This window comes from Longibacter sp., assembly GCF_051155795.1.
Lineage (GTDB): Bacteria > Bacteroidota > Rhodothermia > Rhodothermales > Salinibacteraceae > Longibacter.
The window spans coordinates 1-17,364 of the sequence record NZ_DAXETW010000119.1 but is presented as its reverse complement, the minus strand read 5'-3'; the positions used below and the strand labels follow the sequence as shown (position 1 = coordinate 17,364).

Sequence of the window (17,364 nt, the reverse complement as noted above, 5' to 3'; positions counted from 1 at the left end):
TCGTTATTCGTTGCGTTTGCCCAGGACCGATCGGTGCGTCTCCAGGGCGTTGTCGTCGAACAGCACGAACCGGACGCGCCGGACGCACGCCAAAACTCCGGCGCGGGAGAGGACGGTATCGAGTGCGATTCGAGCGGCCGGCTCCAGCGGGAAGCCGAAGGCGCCGGTCGAGATCGCGGGGAAGGCGATTGAGGTGAGCTCATTCGATTCGGCCAGGTCCAGCGCGTTTTCGTAGCCGGCTCGGAGCAGTTCGCCGGACGGTTCATCGCGTCCGTAGACAGGGCCGAGTACGTGAATGACGTGATCGTTCGGTAGATTGTGTCCACCGCTGATGACGGCTTCCCCAGGCTGGATGGGCGCCTTGGGTCGGGTTTCGCGCGCGAGGCCGGGGCCGGCAGCCCGGTGGATGGCCCCGGCCACGCCGCCCCCGGTGCGGAGCTGTGCGTTGGCCGCATTGACCACGGCATCGATGTCGGGCTGGTTCGTGATGTCGCCCTGCACGAGCTCGATTGTGACCCCGTCGGTCTCGTACGTCATGGAAGAAGCTGGTCTGGTGAGAGGAGGACGTGAATTTGTATCGAGGAACCCCCGGGAGGCCCGCCGGGATACAGTCTGTAGCGTTCCGTTTCCGTTATGTTCACGCTCCCGGCCACCGTCACGACTTCGCTACACGCCCGCTCGTATGAAGTACGACCCCATCAAAGACCGTCTCGGTCGCTTTTTCAGCCGACACCCGCTGCTGCATCGTCTGTTCTTCGGCGTGCTCAACCTGCTTTTTCTACGGGCTTGGTACGTGCGTCGGGAAATCCGGCGTGTCATGAGTCTGCAGCCGACCGGACGCACTGTGCGGGTCCTGGATGCCGGGACCGGCTTCGGGCAATACGCCTATTTCATAGCGAACAACTTCCCCGAGGCGACCGTCCGCGCCGTTGATGTCAAGCAGGATTACCTGGACCGTGCCAAAGACTTCGTCGACCAGACGCCGCAGTCCGAACAGGTGACCTGGGCGATTGATGATCTGACGGATCTACAGTCCGAGGGCCCGTTCGACCTGATCTTATCCGTGGATGTAATGGAGCACATTGCAGAAGACCGCGCTGTTTTCGGCCATTTCGAGCGCGTCCTCCGGCCCGGCGGCCACGTTATCATCAACACACCCTCGGACCAGGGGGGCTCCGACGTGCAGGAGGACAGCGATGAGAGCTTCATCGGGGAGCACGTGCGCGACGGCTACAACCTCCGGGATCTTGAGGGGAAATTGCAGGATGCCGGACTGGAGCCGGTCCGCAGCATCTACACGTACGGGGAGTACGGATCAACAGCCTGGCGCTGGCTCATCAAACGGCCCATGCAGATGCTGGGTGCCACCTGGGCCTCCGTCGTCATCCTGCCGCTCTACTACCTCGCCGCCCTCCCGATCGGCCTCTTCCTGAACGCCCGGGACGTCGCCAACCAGAACGAAAGCGGCACCGGTGTGCTGGTGGTTGCGCAGAAGCCTGCGGAGTAAGTTGGTTTGTACGTGTGTAAGAGTGTGGGTGCGCAGGGGTTGAGGATGGTGGATCAGGGAGTTAGGATTGAACGCACAGGGTACGGTGCTCGGATTTCGCACGTATCATTTTGCATGTGAACGGTTCATTCAGGTGAGCGCCGCGTTCAACCGGCGGCGCGCCTGTCGGAGTATCGACGCTTTTCTCCACAAGAGAAGGGATTCCCCCACGACGGTGTAGGGCCGGCCCGTTCAGCGCTCCCGTTGACGATGTCCGACCTTAACGGTGCCGACGGGCCCGCACTCATTGACGACCGATCTCGACATGACGCAGACCAAGACCGCCATGACCATCGCTGACATCATGAGTCGAGAGCCGGAGTGCGTTGCCCCGGACACGTCGCTCATGGAGATCCGCCACCTCCTCGACCAGCGCGGCTTCCACCATCTTCTGGTGGTGGAGGACGGGTCCCTCGTCGGGGTCATCTCCGATCGTGACGTGCTCCGTACGCTGAGCCCGTTCCTCGATACCCGAAGTGAAACCCCGCGCGACGTCCGCACGCTCGCCGAACAGGCCAGCGACCTGATGCGGGACGACCCCGTCACCGCCACGCCCGGCATGACGGTCCGCGAGGCCGCCACCCTGCTGCTCGACCACGCGATCTCCAGTCTGCCGGTCGTGGACGACGGCACGCTGGTCGGCATCGTCACGACCAAGGACATGCTTGATTACTACCGCGGTCGCGACGCCTGACGCCGAATCAGCCCCGGACCGCGAACGCTGCTTGACGGCCGGCCTCTCCGTGAGGCGGGCCGTTTTGTGTGTCTCCACCGTTGCTTCACCGCGATTCCGTCGCCGCTGCACGGGAAATCGCCGATGACGGCCGGCGATCGTTGAGAATCACCCGTCGCGTGGGCTACCTTGTATTCCAGATTTCCCGCGCGTCTCTTCGGCAAGAATCTGGGCTTCCCGTGCATACCAAGTATATTTTCGTCACCGGTGGCGTGACGTCGTCCCTCGGCAAGGGCATCTTCAGCGCCTCTCTCGGTCGCCTTCTCGCGGCTCGTGGCCTGACGGTTACCATCCAAAAGTTCGACCCCTACATCAACGTCGACCCGGGGACGATGAATCCCTACGAGCACGGCGAGGTGTACGTCACGAATGACGGCGCCGAGACCGATCTCGACTTGGGCCACTACGAACGCTTTCTCGGGCGCCCGACGAGCCAGGCCAACAACGTCACGACCGGACGCGTCTACTTGGAGGTCATCACCAAGGAGCGGGAGGGGGCGTATCTCGGCAAGACCGTGCAGGTCGTGCCCCACATCATCGACGAGATCAAGCACTGGATGCTGAAGCTCGGCGAGACGGGGGAATACGATGTCGTTATCACGGAGATCGGCGGCACGGTCGGCGACATCGAAGCGCAGCCCTACCTGGAGGCCATCCGGCAGCTTCGCAACGAGCTCGGGCCGCGCAACTCCCTCACCTCCCACCTTACGCTGGTTCCGTATTTGCGGGCGGCCGGAGAGCTGAAGACGAAGCCCACGCAGCACTCCGTCAAAGAACTGCTGGCCCACGGCCTGCAGCCGGACACGATCATCTGCCGGTCCGAGCGCTCGCTGGACGCCGACATCCGGCGTAAGATTTCCCTCTTCTGCAACGTCGACCAGGAGGCGGTTATCCAGATGTTGGACGCGGAGACGATCTACGAGGTGCCACTCCTCCTGCGCGACGAAGGCATCGGTGAGCTTGTCGTCGACAGCCTGTTCACTGAGCAGGAGCAGGACCGCTTCGCCACCACGCCCGATCTGGACGCGTGGATCGACTTTCTCAAGCGGTTGAAGAATCCGGCCGTCACGATCCCCATCGCACTGGTCGGCAAGTACGTCGAACACCAGGACGCCTACAAGTCCATCACCGAGAGCTTCATTCTGGCAGGCGTGCCCGACGAGGTGCAGGTCGAGTGCCGCTACGTGCTGTCCGACGACCTGACCGAGGACAATGTGGAACAGCAACTGGGCGACGTGGCCGGTGTGCTCGTCGCGCCGGGCTTCGGCGACCGCGGCATCGAGGGGAAGGTGCAGGCCGTCCGCTACGCCCGCGAAAACGACATTCCCTTCTTCGGGATCTGCCTGGGGCTGCAGTGCGGCATCATCGAGTTTGCGAGAAACGTTTGCGGGTGGGAGGACGCCAATTCCACGGAGTTCGACCCCGAGACGCAGTACCCGGTCATCAACCTGATGTCGGAGCAGAAGAAGATTTCCGATAAGGGCGGGACGATGCGCCTCGGGCAGTACGAGTGCAAGCTGAAACCGGAATCCCGGGCGGCGGAGATTTACGGCACGGACCTGGTCCACGAACGTCATCGCCACCGATACGAGGTCAACAACGTTCTCCGCTACAAGCTGATGGAGGAGGGCATGCGCTTCACGGGCGTCAACCCGGATACTGACCTCGTGGAGATCATGGAACTGCCGGACAAGCGTTGGTTCCTCGGCGTGCAGTTCCATCCGGAATACAAAACCACGGTCGGCGATCCACATCCGCTCTTCCGATCCTTCGTTCAAGCGTGCGCAGCGTACGCACAGGAGCGCGGCCTCCGCGAATCCCCGCAGCCGCCGGAACGGAAGGTCGTCCCGCTGGCATCGGCCGATATGTAGGCGGTCCGGCGGGTCGGCAGTTGAGGTTTGGCGTGTCGAGTGTGGGTTGAGGCACCGTACTCAGATTCGGAAGCCCGTCCCATGCCCCGCTTCTTTGTTGCGTGCTGCGCCCAACCCGGGACGTACGACCCATACCGGGGGCATCCCTGAATGGCAGGTCCAATACCGATATGTTGGATGCGCTACTCTGACCCATTTTCCTTGTGTACAATGCTTGGTTCGTTCGTGCGTCGTCTCTTCCGGAAGGGCGGGGGCGTTCTGATTCTCTTCCTCCTCGGCATGACCGGATGCAAGTCCGCAGAGCCGACGGCGCCACCGTTGTCCGGCGATGTCTACAACGCGACCTGGCTCGTTGTCCCCGTTCACCCGAGCCCGCGGTTCGCGGATACGTCGGATCTCGAACTCGCGCAGTATTACAAGGCCGTGCTGGCCGAGGCCACGCAGTCGCTGGAGGGCTACGAACAGGCTTATTCCGTGTACGCGAATGCTCCCCACTGGGACACCGGCATTTCTGCGGATTCGCTGTATGAACCCGTTCCCGAAGACGGGGATGTCGATGAAGACTCGCCCCAGCGCGTGAGAGCCGACGTGCTCCGCGCGATCGCCGCCGAGTCGGATGCCCGGTATCTTTTTGTCGTCGATCCGAATGTCGAGATGGAGGTCGAAGACGACGGAATGTCGATTGGCCCGTTCGTCGGCGTCGGGGTGGCACCGGGCATCTCCGTTGGCGTCTCCATCCCCGTGCTTCAGATTGACCTGTTCGGTCGACCGTCTCCGATGACGGTCGCTATGGTGTGGGACATGGGGCCGGCGCAGGGTGAGAATGCATCGGCGGCGCGGCCGGTCTGGGTCGGCCTGCGATCGGCGTTGTCGAAGAACTACGAGCGGATCTCGTCGAACGAGGATGCCGTCCGCTACGGGATGCGCTCGCTGATGGTGGAGTCCGCAACGGGGCGCCGGGTGGGACCGGGAGCCTTTCTCCTGGAAGCCGATAACGCCGTCATTGTCTATCGCCGCGACCAGCCGACCGTTCGTGGAGACGGATTTCACATTGACGGGACGGACGTCGTTGTCCACCGGGAGGAAGAGGAGGCGACACGAGTCCCGATCCACACCGTTTCGACGATTCGGAGTCCGTCTCAAAACCGGATTCTTTTCTGAAACTCCGGCCCGCTCCCTCGACCCGTCTCGCCTGTCGGCCTTCGGATGACAGACGTCCTATCCCGTCCACCGCACCTCACCTCGGTTCGGCATGAGCAGATCTCAGATCGTTGGGCGGCAAGAGGTGTCTTCAGGTGAAGAAAAATTTCGTCACCGAGCCGATGCGCGAACCCGTTCGGAAGCTGTTATAGCGCCCGTCCGAAGCGGGAGATATGTGTGGAGCAAACCGATCGCGCTATCGAGATGAGGCGGCACCGTCCCCCTGTGCGCGTTCATGTGAAATGGACGTAGATCGTCGCTTCGATCGATGGCGCGTTGCCCATGAATAGGGTATGTGCACATCGATTGGACATGATGGTTTTGGCGCAAACAATCGGGGTTTCTCGCGGGGAGACCTTGACATTGGGGTCCATCCCCGTACTTTGTGGAGACGCGTGGGGAAAAGTGGGGAGTGCTCCCATCCGGCCTCACGCCGACAGCGCGTTCATTCCGTCCTCTCCGCCATCCGACCCGTGCTCGCGGCGCCGGGATGCGCGTCCGAGGCGTCGTGCCCACTCCGTAGTTCGGGGGCTGCCATCATGGTTTTTAAGGGTCAGGCCGAGTATTCCGTCGACAGTAAGGGACGTGTGTCCATTCCTGCGAAGATGCGGGGTGTGCTGAATCCGGAGGCTCAGAATACATTCACGATTACGCGGGGCTTCGAGGAATGCATTTTCCTCTACCCGCTGGATCAGTGGGCCGAGATCGAAGAGGCGATCGGGGCGCTGAACATGTTCAACCCCGATGCGCGAACGTTCGTACGGGCCATCATGATGTGGGCCGATGAGGCCACGCTCGACGGACAGGGACGCGTTACGCTCTCGCGGCCATTGCTCGATTTTGCCGACATCGATGGTCGGGCGCTGATCATCGGCGCTTTCGACCACATCGAGATCTGGGACCCGGACCGGTTCGGCGAATACATGGACCAGCAACCGGACGACTACGAAACCCTGGCCGAGCGCGTAATGAACATGTAGCGCCCGCCTGTACCGCTTCCCCCGATGCACCGACCGATGACGGCTTCCGACGCCCCCGCTTCTTCCTCCGGCCCCGACGCCGGCCCGGACGCTGATCCGCTGCGCTACGCAACGGAGTACCATGCGCCTGTTCTTTCACACGAGGTCACGGACCGCCTGATCACGAACGCGGCCGGCTGCTACGTGGACGCCACGCTCGGCGGCGGCGGCCACGCGACGGCGATGCTGGATGCGCTCGCTCCACAGGCCGAGGTGATCGGCATCGACCAGGACGCGGACGCTCTCGCCGTGGCCCGCGACCGGCTGGAGGCAGAGATCAATGCCGGGCGATTCCGGGCCCTGCAGGGTAACTTCGGCCGGCTCCGGTCGCTCCTCGACGACGCCGGCATCGACACCGTGGACGGCCTGCTGCTGGATCTGGGCGTGTCGTCTCATCAGATCGACCAGCCCGAACGGGGCTTCAGCTTCCAGCGGGAGGGACCGCTCGACATGCGAATGGACCCGCGCGGAGGCCTTACCGCCCACCAGATCGTGAACCACTGGGATCAACGCGACATCGCCGATGCCATCTTCCACTACGGCGACGAACGCCGGTCCCGCCCGATTGCGCGCGCCATCGTGGACGCACGACCGCTCGAAACCACCCATGACCTTGCCGACGCCGTCCGGTCGGCGGTGCCGGAACGGGACGAGGTGAAGAGCCTCGCTCGGGTCTTCCAGGGGCTGCGAATCGCCGTCAATTCGGAGCTCGACGTGCTCGAAGACGTGCTCGAGCAGAGCGTGGACGTGATCCGCGAGGGCGGCCGCATCGCCGTCGTCAGCTACCACAGCCTCGAGGACCGGCGGGTCAAGCGATTTCTGCGTTACGGCAACTTCGAGGGGAAGCCCGTCCGAGACATCTACGGCACCCTGATCGCGCCGTTTGAGGAGCAGCCGCGGTCGGCCATCGAAGCCGGTGAGGCGGAGGTGGACTCCAACCCCCGGGCCCGAAGCGCTCGCCTCCGAATCGCCCAGCGCACCCCGGACGACGCCGGCACGCCGGTCCCGACGCGGTGACGCTGCCCCCGTCCTGTACCGTTCTACCGTATTTCGATTCCGACAGCCATGACCGATTCCCCCGACATTCTGTGGCGCCGCGTGCGCCGCGCTCGCCGGTCCGCGCCGGGCGGGCAGCCCGTAATTCTCGTCGTCGATCCCGACCCGAAGGTCCGGCTGCAGGTCCAGTATGCCCTGCGCCATGACGGGGAGGTGGACGTCGCGACGGCGGCTGCCGACGCGATCCGGCTGGCCTCAGACGCCGTCTACGATGCCGTGCTCGTGAGCATTGACCTGTCGAATGAAGGTCGCGATGCTCTTCTTGAGCACCTGCACGCACACGACGGCTACCGGGACGTGCCGGTCCTCGCCATGGCCGACGGCACTGACAACGGGCGGGACGTCCCCGACGATCGTCGGTCCGCATTCGACGGATGCGTCGCCAAGCCGCTGGATCCAAACAGCCTTCAGGCCCGGTTGACGCGCCTGCTTGCCCGCCAACCGGCCGCGCGTCGCCGCTCCAACACGGGCGTTCGTGCCCGCCAGCCGTCCTGATGCCTGCCAGCAGCCGTTTTGATGCCGACCCGATGTAGAGCGGGGGCCTCGTCCCTCTGATTCCGATGAACCGCATTCTGAGCAAACGCCGACCCTCCCGGAACGATGCGTCCCGCCGTGACCGGGGAAGCCGCGACACCGATTCGACGCGGTACCAGCGCCACGGAACCGCGCTGCCGTCCTGGTCGGACCTTGAGCCGAAAACCAACCGGCGACGCGACGAGCGGGACGACGACGGTTCGTTTCTCGAAAACGTGTCTACCGTCCGGTTCGGGCTGGTTCTGCTACTGATTGCGGCGCTGTTCACGCTCTACGTCGGTCACGTGCATGCCACGCAGCAGCTCCTGATGGACGTGCAGGAGGCGCGACAGATGAACCACAAGCTCCACCTGAAGCACAACCGACTGAAAGGGGAGTTTGACCACGCGACCGGCCCATCCGTCATTTACGACCGGGCTCGCGAGCTCGGTCTCCGCGAAGCCGTGCCGACCGGCCGGACCGTGGTCGTTCCCGACTAACGCACGACCGATTACCGTAACCTCGTTCTCCGTCCCGTGAAGCCAAAAAATCAAATTCTCACCCGGATGTACATGGTGCTGACGCTGCTCAGCATCGTGCCGCTGTTTGTGCTGGCACAGATGGGGTGGATCATGCTGACGGAGGGCGCCGAGCTGAAAGCTCAGGGTGAGAACCAGGCGCGGTCGACCGTCGAGATTCCCGCCATGCGTGGAAGCATCCTGGACCGGGCCGGTCGGGCGCTCGCCATCAACACCGCCCGGTACGACGTCGCGCTCGATCCCACCATCGACGGATTCGAGGAGAAGAGCGCCATGTTCTACGAACGGTTTGCCGCCCTTACGGGGATGTCGGAAGCCCGCCTGCGGACCACCGTGGCCGAGCGGTACAGCCCACAGTACGTGATGCTTTTCCGGGGCCTGGATGAGACACAGCGTGAGACGGTTGAGAGCTGGGACATCCCCGGTCTGATTCTGTCGCCGCGGTTCGCCCGCCGCTACAACTACGGGACGACCGCCGCCCACGTGCTCGGTCACATCGACACGGACGGGACCGGGCGGTCCGGCGTGGAGCTGCAGTACGACGACTACCTGACCGGGGAGCCGGGGTGGCACGCCGTGAAGCGCGATCGTCGCGGCCGGATCAAGGCCTTCGTCGGTGGCACCGTGGTGAAGCCGGAGCACGGGCAGAACGTGGTGCTCACGGTCGACCTCGTCCGGCAGGCGGCCCTGGAGGACGAGCTGGCCCGCGGCGTTCGAGAGAGCGGCGCCCGGTGGGGGACGGCCATCGCCATGGACCCGAAGACGGGCGCGATTCTCGCGATGGCGAACGTCCCGACCTACGACCCGAACCATCCGGGACGAGCGTCGTCGGATCGCCGTCGAAATCGGTCGATCACCGACCAGTTCGAGCCGGGGTCGACGTTCAAGCTCGTCGGTGCGGCAGCGGCCGTGGAACAGGATATCGTCTCGCTGGACGACTCCGTGGAGACGGGCGACGGATGGGCCGTCTTCCACGGGTATACGATGAAGGATGTGAAGGCCTACGGCACGATCTCGTTCGCCGAGGTGCTGTCCAAGTCCAGCAACGTGGGGATGGCCAAGACCGCCACGCGAATCGATGAGGGCATCTTCTATCAGTATGCCCGGAATCTGGGCTTTGGACAGCCGACGTGGGTCGATCTGCCGGGCGAGGTGAGCGGTACGCTGAAGAAACCGGCGAACTGGAGCCGGACGTCGCTCACGTCGATGAGCATTGGGTACGAGGTAGCCGTCACGCCCATTCAGCTACTGGCTGCGTATTCCGCGCTGGCGAACGGGGGCCTGCTCGTGCAGCCGCACATCGTCAAGGAGCGCCGGAGCATCACCGGGGACCTTCTGTGGAGCCAGCAACCCGACTCGATCCGCCGCGCGCTGCAGCCGTCGACCACGGAGGCCCTGCGCCCGGCATTTGAGAAAACGGTCCAGACCGGCACCGCCACATCGGCGCAGATTCGTGGCCTTGATATTGCGGGCAAAACGGGTACGGCGCTAAAGGTGAGCGGCGGGAAATATTCCGGTGAGCAGGCGCGCGCTTCCTTCGTCGGGTACTTCCCTGCGGATGATCCTCAGGTCGCCGTTCTCGTGATGGTGGGTGAGCCGGAAACCAGCATGTACGGCGGCGCCGTCGCCGCTCCCATTTTCCAGAACATCGCTCGCCGCTGGGCGGGCACCTTCCCCGAGGTCGTCGATCACATCGTGGCCCGGGTGGACAGCGGGGCCACGCTTCCCGCGCCCGGGGCAGCAACCCGCACGGCCTCGACCGCGTCGTCGCCGCCAGCCGTGCAGGCGCGCCTGGCGGACGCCGGGGCCGACGCGATGCCTGATCTCACAGGCCTCACGACCCGCGATGCCGTCCACTGGCTGCACCAGCGCGGCGTCGATGTCCGCCTCTTCGGTCGCGGCACCGTCCAGAATCAGTCGCCATCCGCCGGGCAACCACTGCCCTCCACGGCGATGATCACGGGCGAATAACATTCATCGAGGTTTTCCCTCGTGCTATGACTCCCGATCTTTCCTCTTCCAAATCCGGCAGGTCGAACACGGATGCTACGGCCGTGTCGTGGTCCGCGCTGCGTACGGCGCTGGATGACGCGGGCGTGCTGCGTGCGGTTCAGGCCGGACGGGAGGTCGACGGAGCGGCCCGAATCGTCGGGCAGGTGTCGGACGACAGCCGCATGATCCGCGAGGACGCCGCCGACGGCACGACCTGTTGCTTTGTGGCGGTGAAGGGCGTGTCCGTTGACGGGCACCGTTTCATCGATCAGGCCATTGCGAACGGCGCCGGCATCGTCGTTTGCGAAACGATCCCGGAGCAAGCGGACGAGCTGTATCCGGAAGTCGTGTTTGCCGAGGTGACGGACGGACGAACCGCCGTCGCCGAGCTTGCGGCCGCGTTCTACGCCCATCCGTCGCGATCCCTTCGCATGGTGGGCGTAACCGGGACAAACGGGAAAACGACCGTGTCCTACCTGGTCCACCACGCGCTCGACGCGCTTGGCGAAACCCCCGGATTGATCTCGACGATCGAGGTCCGGACGGGGGCCGTCGCGACCAATGCCGCCCTGACCACCCCGGGCGCGCTGGAGCTCCAGCGCACGCTTCGCCGGATGGTCGATGACGGATGCAGAGCCTGTGCGATGGAAGCGTCGTCGCATGCCCTCGACCAGCAGCGCGTGCACGCGATCGAGTACGACGTCGCCATTTTCACCAATCTGACCAGTGAACACCTCGACTACCACGGCACGCTGGCCAATTACCGCGCCGCGAAGAAGAAGCTCTTCGACGGGCTCACCCCCGGCGCGACCGCCGTGCTGAACGCGGATGACGATGCGGCTGCGGCCGTCGGAGCGTCCACCCCGGCAAGCATCCAGACGTACGGAACCGACGCGGGCGCAGACGTCCGGTTCGAGGTGGTGGAAAGCCGCACGAGTGGGCTTCGCCTCCGATTCCGGACGGCCGACGGGGCCTTGGATAACACGACGGTTCACACCTTCCGCCTGGCCGGCCGGTTCAACGCGTACAACCTCGCCGCCGCTTTCACCGCGCTTCGCGCCCTTGGCCATGAACCGGTCGACGTGCTCCGGGTCTTGCGTGAGGCGCCACCCGTGCCCGGCCGGTTCGACCAGCGAACGTTTGACGACGGCACCACGGTCATCGTCGACTACGCGCACACGCCCGACGCCCTGGAGAACATTCTCCAGTCGGTGCGAGAGGCCACGGACGACGGCACCACGCTCTGGTGCGTGTTCGGCTGCGGCGGCGACCGGGACCCGTCCAAGCGGCGTGTCATGGGCAGTCTCGCCGAGACATTTGCGGACCACGTCATCGTGACCAGCGACAATCCGCGCACCGAAGAGCCGGAGGCGATCCTCAACGACATCCGACGCGGGATGAGCCGGCCCGGTGAGGCCGAGTGGATCGTGGACCGCGACGAGGCGATCCGATTCGCCGCCGACCATGCCGCGCCGGGCGATGTGGTTCTGATCGCCGGAAAAGGCCACGAATCCTACCAGGTGGTGGGCACGACGCGACGCGCCTTCGACGACCGAAAGCGTGCGCACCGCTACTTCCAGCAGCGCACCTCCCCGTCCGCCGCATAATTTCCGATCCGACGTGATCGGCGCCGCCCCCCTTCGCCCGTTTTCTTCATCCGATGCCCCGAGCGACCGGTTCCGCCGCGACCTCTTCACCCCCACATGCTCTACTACCTCATCAGTTACCTGGAGCAGGTCTACCAGCCGCCCGGTTTTCAGGTCATCCAGTTTATCACGGTCCGCGCGGCGCTGGCGGCCATGACCGCGCTGGTGATTGCCCTCTTCGCGGGGCGCAGCATTATCCGGTGGCTGGCACGGCAGCAGCTCGGTGAACAGATACGCAAAGGCGACGACGCCGGTGTGGTGAGCCACGCACACAAGGCCGGAACGCCGACGATGGGCGGCATCATCATTCTGCTGTCCATCCTCGGGGCGACGCTCCTCTGGGGCGACATTGCGAAGACCTACGTGTGGCTGGCGATGCTGGCTACCGCCTGGATGGGCGTGGTCGGGTTTGCCGATGACTATATCAAAACGGTGAAGAAACAAAAGGATGGACTCGCGCCGCGATACAAGGTAGCCGGACAGGTCGGCATCGGACTCGTGGTCGGGAGCGTCCTCTACTTCCACCCCTCGTTTTCCGAGTTCAACACGCTCACGTACGTTCCTTTCTTGAAGGACCGCGTGATCGACTACTACTTCTTTGAGGCATGGGCGAACGGAATCGATCTCGGCTGGATGGTCTACTTGCCCGTCGTGGTTTTCATCATGACGGCGGTATCCAATGCGGTCAACCTGACCGACGGACTCGACGGTCTCACCACCGGCGTGACGGCGTTCGTGTCGCTCGGCCTGGTCGCGCTCGTGTACATCTCGGGAAACGTCAATCTGGCGACCTTTCTCGACGTCATGTATCTGCCGGGGATCGGGGAACTGACGATCTTCGGCGCGGCCATGGTGGCGGCCTGTTTCGGCTTTCTCTGGTACAACGGTTATCCGGCAACGGTCTTCATGGGCGACACCGGCGCGCTGGCGCTCGGCGCCGCCGTCGGGGCCGTCACGCTTATGGTTCGAAAGGAGTTGCTCCTTCCGCTCCTGGGCATCGTGTATTTCGCCGAGGCGCTCTCCGTCATTCTGCAGACGAGTTACTTCAAGTACACCCGGCGTCGCACCGGAACAGGGAAACGGATCTTTCGGATGGCGCCGCTGCACCACCACTTCGAGGCGCGCGGCACGCACGAGGCGAAAATCGTCACCCGCTTCTGGATCGTCACCGCCCTGACGGTGATCGCCGCCCTCCTTACGCTCCGCATTCGCTAACTCCGACCCCACCGTCTCCACCGAACGCGTTCCTCCGCGCCGTTTTCGTGATGAATCCCTCCACCCTTTCTGAGCAGTCCGTGACCGTCATTGGCGGTGCGCGTAGCGGCCGGTCCGTCGCGCGCCTTCTCGCCGGGGCCGGTGCGTCCGTGTTCGTGACGGAGCACGGACCGCCGAAGGACGGCATCGGCGACACGCTGGATGCCCTCGGGGTAGAGCACGAGTTTGGCGGGCACACCGAGCGCGCCGCCCGGGCGGATCTGGTCGTCGTGAGTCCCGGCGTCCCGTCCGATGCCGCCGTCGTGGAGATGTGCCGGGCGGAGGGCCTGCCGGTCTACTCAGAAATCGAGGTGGCGTCCTGGTTCTGCGACGCTCCCATCATAGCCATCACCGGCACGAACGGGAAGACGACCACCACCAGCCTGACGGCCCACGTCATTCGAACCGCGATGCGCGAGATGGATGACCGCACGACGCTCGTTGCCGGCAACATCGGGTATCCCTTTTCAGACGAGGTGCTCGACGCTCGCAAGCAGGACATCGTCGTGCTCGAGGTGTCCAGCTTTCAGCTCGATCACGTCGACAGCTTCCGCCCCCGCATCAGCGTCCTGCTGAACATCACGCCGGACCATCTCGATCGGTATGACGACGATTTCAGCGCCTATGCGCAGAGCAAATGTCGCATCTTCGCCCGTCAGGGGCCGGGGGATGCCGTCGTGTATAATGCCGACGATGACCTCATTCGTGAGGCAGTGCAGGCGAGAGCCGCGGGGCCGGACGCTTTCGACGCGGTGGCGATCAGCATCGAGGGGCCGGTTGAGCGCGGGACCTTCGTCGACGGCGATACGATCGTCTTTCGCGACGACGACGATGATGTGCCGCTCATGGCGGTCGGCGATCTGGCACTGCGTGGGCCGCACAACCTGTACAACTCGCTGGCCGCCGCCACATCGGCCCGGCTGATGGACATCCCCGACGCGCAGATTCGGGAGGGGCTGGCGACGTTCGGTGGAGTGCCGCATCGGCTAGAAACCATTGCCACCGTCGACGGCGTCCGCTACGTCAACGACTCGAAGGCGACGAACGTGAACGCTGTCCAGTACGCCCTGGAGAGCTTCGATGAACCGATCGTCCTGATCGCCGGCGGTCGCGACAAAGGGAATGACTACGAACCGCTGGCGTCGCTGGTGCGGGATCGGGTTCGCGGCATCGTTGCACTCGGCGAGAGTGGCGAGAAAGTGATGCAGGAGCTCGGCCCGGCGGCAGCCTCTGCGCAACGGGCGACGACGATGGAGGATGCCCTGGTGCGCGCCCGGCACATCGCGCGCCCTGGAGATGTGGTCTTGCTAAGTCCCGCGTGCTCATCTTTCGACATGTACGAAAACTATGAAGAGCGCGGCGACACCTTTCGCCGTCTCGTGAGGCGTTTGTAAACCGGCCGGACCCTGAGCTATACTTCGGGTCGCCTTTCCGGCGCTTCTTTGCCCCCGCTTATCATGAACGCATTACGAACACTTAAAGACCGGCTGTCCGCCCGCTCGCCCGCGGATAAGTACGTGATCTGGGTCGTGCTGGCCCTGTCCGCCGTCGGCGTCGTGGCCGTGTACAGCGCGATCACGTTCCTGGCGGAAACCAAGGCCGGCGGCGACACCGAACGCTTCCTGATCCGCCATGTGATCCGTGTTGTGCTCGCCCTCGGCGTGATGGGCGTCGTCAGCCTGATCGACTACCGGACGCTCGCCCGCTACAGCAAAGTTGCCCTCGTCATCGCGCTGGGGCTGCTGGTCGTGGTGAAAGTGGTGGGCCTCTTCACGGAGGGGCCGGATCGCTGGCTGCGTGTTGCCGGCTTCGGGTTTCAGCCGTCCGACCTTGCGCGGGTGGCGCTCGTCTTCTACATCGCGGTGTTGCTCGCGCAGAAGCAGGACTACGTGAAAAGCTTCGGCCGCGCGTTCCTGCCCATCCTGATCTGGGCGTTCGGCACCATCCTGTTGATCGGCCTGGACGACCTGTCGACCTCCGCCGTCCTCCTCGTCGCCGTCATGCTGATGGGCTTCGTGGCCCGCGTCAGCACCTATCAGATTGCCGCCCTCGGCATGATGGGGGCGCTACTCGCGGTGGGAATGATCGCCAACTCCCCGAGTCGAGCCGCTCGCGTCGAGAGCTACCTCGGCGTGAACATTTTCTCATCGACCAATGCCGAGCATGTGCTCAACCCGCAGGGCGAGGGCTACCAGTCGCAGCAGGCCCGCATCGCCTTTGCAATGGGAGGACTGACCGGCGTCGGACCGGGGAAAAGCATTCAGCGCGACTTCCTGCCGGCGCCCTACAACGACTTCATTTTCGCCATCATTGCCGAAGAATACGGCGTGCTCGGTGCGGTCGCGTTGCTTCTTGGCTTCTGCATCTTGCTCATCCGGGGTTTCCTCCGCATTGCGCGGGATGCGCCGGACCCGCTCGGCCTGTTTCTCACCGTCGGCTTCACGACGCTGCTGGTGCTCTACGGTTTCGTCCACGCCGGCGTCGCCTGCGGGCTGCTTCCCGTGACGGGTCTGCCGATGCCCTTCGTGTCGTACGGCGGCACGTCCATGATTGCCAACGGCGTCATGGTCGGGGTCATCCTGAACGTGTCCCGGCAGGTGAAAGAACGAACCCCGGCGACCGAACGACGCAAGACCGAATCCTTCGTGTGACCCGGCCCCCCGTGGTCCGCGGCTTTTATCATCCCTGTTTTCCTGGTAACAACACCTTTTAAAGCTCCTCGCACGCATGGCTCGTCCTCCCCACATACTGATCGCCGGCGGTGGCACCGGAGGGCACGTCTACCCTGCGATCGCGATCGCGGACGCCATCACGGCTCGGCGGCCGGAGGCGCGCGTCGTGTTTGCGGGGACGGAGGATCGCCTGGAAGCGACGGCAGTCCCGAACGCGGGATACGCGCTGCATCCCATCACCGTGTCGGGCTTCCAGCGAGACCTGTCGCTACAGAACCTGAGTTTTCCCGTTCAGCTGGCGAAAGGCCTGATTCAGAGCTGGCGGCTCGTCGGCGCGATTGAGCCGGATGTCGCTGTTGGCACGGGTGGGTACGTGTCCGGTCCCGTGCTGCTTGCTGCGTGGCTGCGTCGTCGCCCGATTGTGATCCAGGAGCAGAACGCATACGCCGGGGTCACGAATCGCCTGCTGTCCATGCTCGCCTCGCACATCCATCTGGCCTTCGACGAGGCCCGAGACTGGGTACCGACGGGGCGGGCAACCGTCAGCGGCAACCCCACACGCGCTTCCCTCCTCCAGGCCGACGCGACCGAGGCCCGAGATACGCTGGACATCCCCGCAGGTGCGCTCGTCCTTCTCGTATTCGGCGGATCGCTTGGGAGCGAGGCACTCAACACAGCGCTGGAAGGTAGCCTCAGCACGCTGCTTGACGACCCGCAGGTGCACGTGATCTGGCAGACCGGGTCGCGCTACTACAGCGCAATCAGCGAGCGCGTCGCGGACCACCCGCGCCTCCGCTTACTGAAATACATCGAACGGATGGATCTGGCGTATGCCGCCGCCGATCTCGCCCTCTGCCGCTCCGGCGCGATCACGTGCAGTGAACTGATGGTGACCGGGACGCCGGCCGTCCTCGTGCCCTCGCCGAATGTAGTTGCCGATCATCAGACGAAAAACGCTCGGGCGATGGAGCGCGTCGGAGCCGCACGGGTCCTGCGAGAGCCGGATCTCGAGGCCCACGTCGCCGACGTTGTCCGCGAGTTGCTGGGCGACGCCGGCGTCCGCCGGGACATGGCCGACGCCGCCCGGAGGGAGGCCCGCCCTGAAGCCGCCGACCGCATCGCCGCCGACGTCCTCGCCCTCGCCGACACCCACCGCCACGCACAGTAACGGAGGTATCCCGAAGGCGCATCCCGTAGGACGCATTGCAATGCGCCCTGAGTCGCCCCATCGCGATGCGTCCCCGGACCCGCCCCGACCCTTACCGAAGCCTCATCTGAAGATGGAAACCGAACGCAGACGACAACCGGCTCTGGGGCGGATCC

General features: G+C 64.5%; 15 protein-coding genes. 14 read left to right on the top strand and 1 reads right to left on the bottom strand.

Annotated elements, in window-relative coordinates:
* Positions 1–3: 3 nt before the first annotated feature.
* On the bottom strand, positions 4–537 hold the full coding sequence (locus ACFCU0_RS12310; RefSeq protein ID WP_434973976.1) for a macro domain-containing protein: 534 nt from the start codon (positions 535–537) through the stop codon (positions 4–6).
* 145 nt (positions 538–682) lie between these two features.
* Between ACFCU0_RS12310 and ACFCU0_RS12305 the strand changes: the two genes are divergently transcribed.
* The 14 genes from ACFCU0_RS12305 (at position 683) to murG (ending at position 17,209) form a co-directional block, all read left to right on the top strand.
* Entirely contained in the window at positions 683–1,507 is an 825-nt protein-coding gene (locus tag ACFCU0_RS12305; RefSeq protein WP_434973975.1) for a class I SAM-dependent methyltransferase, read from the top strand.
* 304 nt (positions 1,508–1,811) lie between these two features.
* Positions 1,812–2,240, top strand: a complete 429-nt coding sequence (locus ACFCU0_RS12300; RefSeq protein ID WP_434973974.1) for a CBS domain-containing protein — start codon at positions 1,812–1,814, stop codon at positions 2,238–2,240.
* A gap of 218 nt (positions 2,241–2,458) precedes the next feature.
* A complete protein-coding gene (locus ACFCU0_RS12295) occupies positions 2,459–4,150 on the top strand; it encodes a CTP synthase (RefSeq protein ID WP_434973973.1) in 1,692 nt (563 codons plus the stop codon).
* Positions 4,151–4,360: 210 nt separating this feature from the next.
* Positions 4,361–5,311 (top strand): hypothetical protein, encoded by a 951-nt coding sequence (locus ACFCU0_RS12290; protein WP_434973972.1) that lies wholly within the window; start codon positions 4,361–4,363, stop codon positions 5,309–5,311.
* A 578-nt stretch (positions 5,312–5,889) separates the two neighbouring features.
* Positions 5,890–6,330, top strand: coding sequence for a division/cell wall cluster transcriptional repressor MraZ (gene mraZ / locus ACFCU0_RS12285; protein ID WP_434973971.1), 441 nt, complete (start codon positions 5,890–5,892; stop codon positions 6,328–6,330).
* A 36-nt stretch (positions 6,331–6,366) separates the two neighbouring features.
* Positions 6,367–7,386: a 16S rRNA (cytosine(1402)-N(4))-methyltransferase RsmH gene (gene rsmH, locus ACFCU0_RS12280; RefSeq protein ID WP_434973970.1), complete on the top strand. Its 1,020-nt coding sequence runs from the start codon at positions 6,367–6,369 to the stop codon at positions 7,384–7,386.
* 48 nt (positions 7,387–7,434) lie between these two features.
* Positions 7,435–7,920: a response regulator gene (locus ACFCU0_RS12275; RefSeq protein WP_434973969.1), complete on the top strand. Its 486-nt coding sequence runs from the start codon at positions 7,435–7,437 to the stop codon at positions 7,918–7,920.
* 65 nt (positions 7,921–7,985) lie between these two features.
* Positions 7,986–8,438 (top strand): hypothetical protein, encoded by a 453-nt coding sequence (locus ACFCU0_RS12270; RefSeq protein WP_434973968.1) that lies wholly within the window; start codon positions 7,986–7,988, stop codon positions 8,436–8,438.
* A gap of 36 nt (positions 8,439–8,474) precedes the next feature.
* Complete coding sequence (locus ACFCU0_RS12265; protein WP_434973967.1) at positions 8,475–10,448, top strand: penicillin-binding protein; 1,974 nt, start codon at positions 8,475–8,477, stop codon at positions 10,446–10,448.
* Between the two features lie 26 nt (positions 10,449–10,474).
* On the top strand, positions 10,475–12,076 hold the full coding sequence (locus tag ACFCU0_RS12260) for a UDP-N-acetylmuramoyl-L-alanyl-D-glutamate--2,6-diaminopimelate ligase (protein WP_434973966.1): 1,602 nt from the start codon (positions 10,475–10,477) through the stop codon (positions 12,074–12,076).
* Positions 12,077–12,172: 96 nt separating this feature from the next.
* The gene (mraY, locus tag ACFCU0_RS12255) at positions 12,173–13,330 is read left to right on the top strand and encodes a phospho-N-acetylmuramoyl-pentapeptide-transferase (RefSeq protein ID WP_434973965.1); all 1,158 of its coding nucleotides are present in this window, start codon (positions 12,173–12,175) and stop codon (positions 13,328–13,330) included.
* Between the two features lie 50 nt (positions 13,331–13,380).
* A complete protein-coding gene (gene murD / locus ACFCU0_RS12250; RefSeq protein ID WP_434973964.1) occupies positions 13,381–14,763 on the top strand; it encodes a UDP-N-acetylmuramoyl-L-alanine--D-glutamate ligase in 1,383 nt (460 codons plus the stop codon).
* Between the two features lie 63 nt (positions 14,764–14,826).
* Positions 14,827–16,020, top strand: a complete 1,194-nt coding sequence (locus ACFCU0_RS12245; protein WP_434973963.1) for an FtsW/RodA/SpoVE family cell cycle protein — start codon at positions 14,827–14,829, stop codon at positions 16,018–16,020.
* Between the two features lie 76 nt (positions 16,021–16,096).
* Positions 16,097–17,209, top strand: coding sequence for an undecaprenyldiphospho-muramoylpentapeptide beta-N-acetylglucosaminyltransferase (murG, locus tag ACFCU0_RS12240; protein WP_434973962.1), 1,113 nt, complete (start codon positions 16,097–16,099; stop codon positions 17,207–17,209).
* The last annotated feature ends 155 nt before the right edge of the window (positions 17,210–17,364 follow it).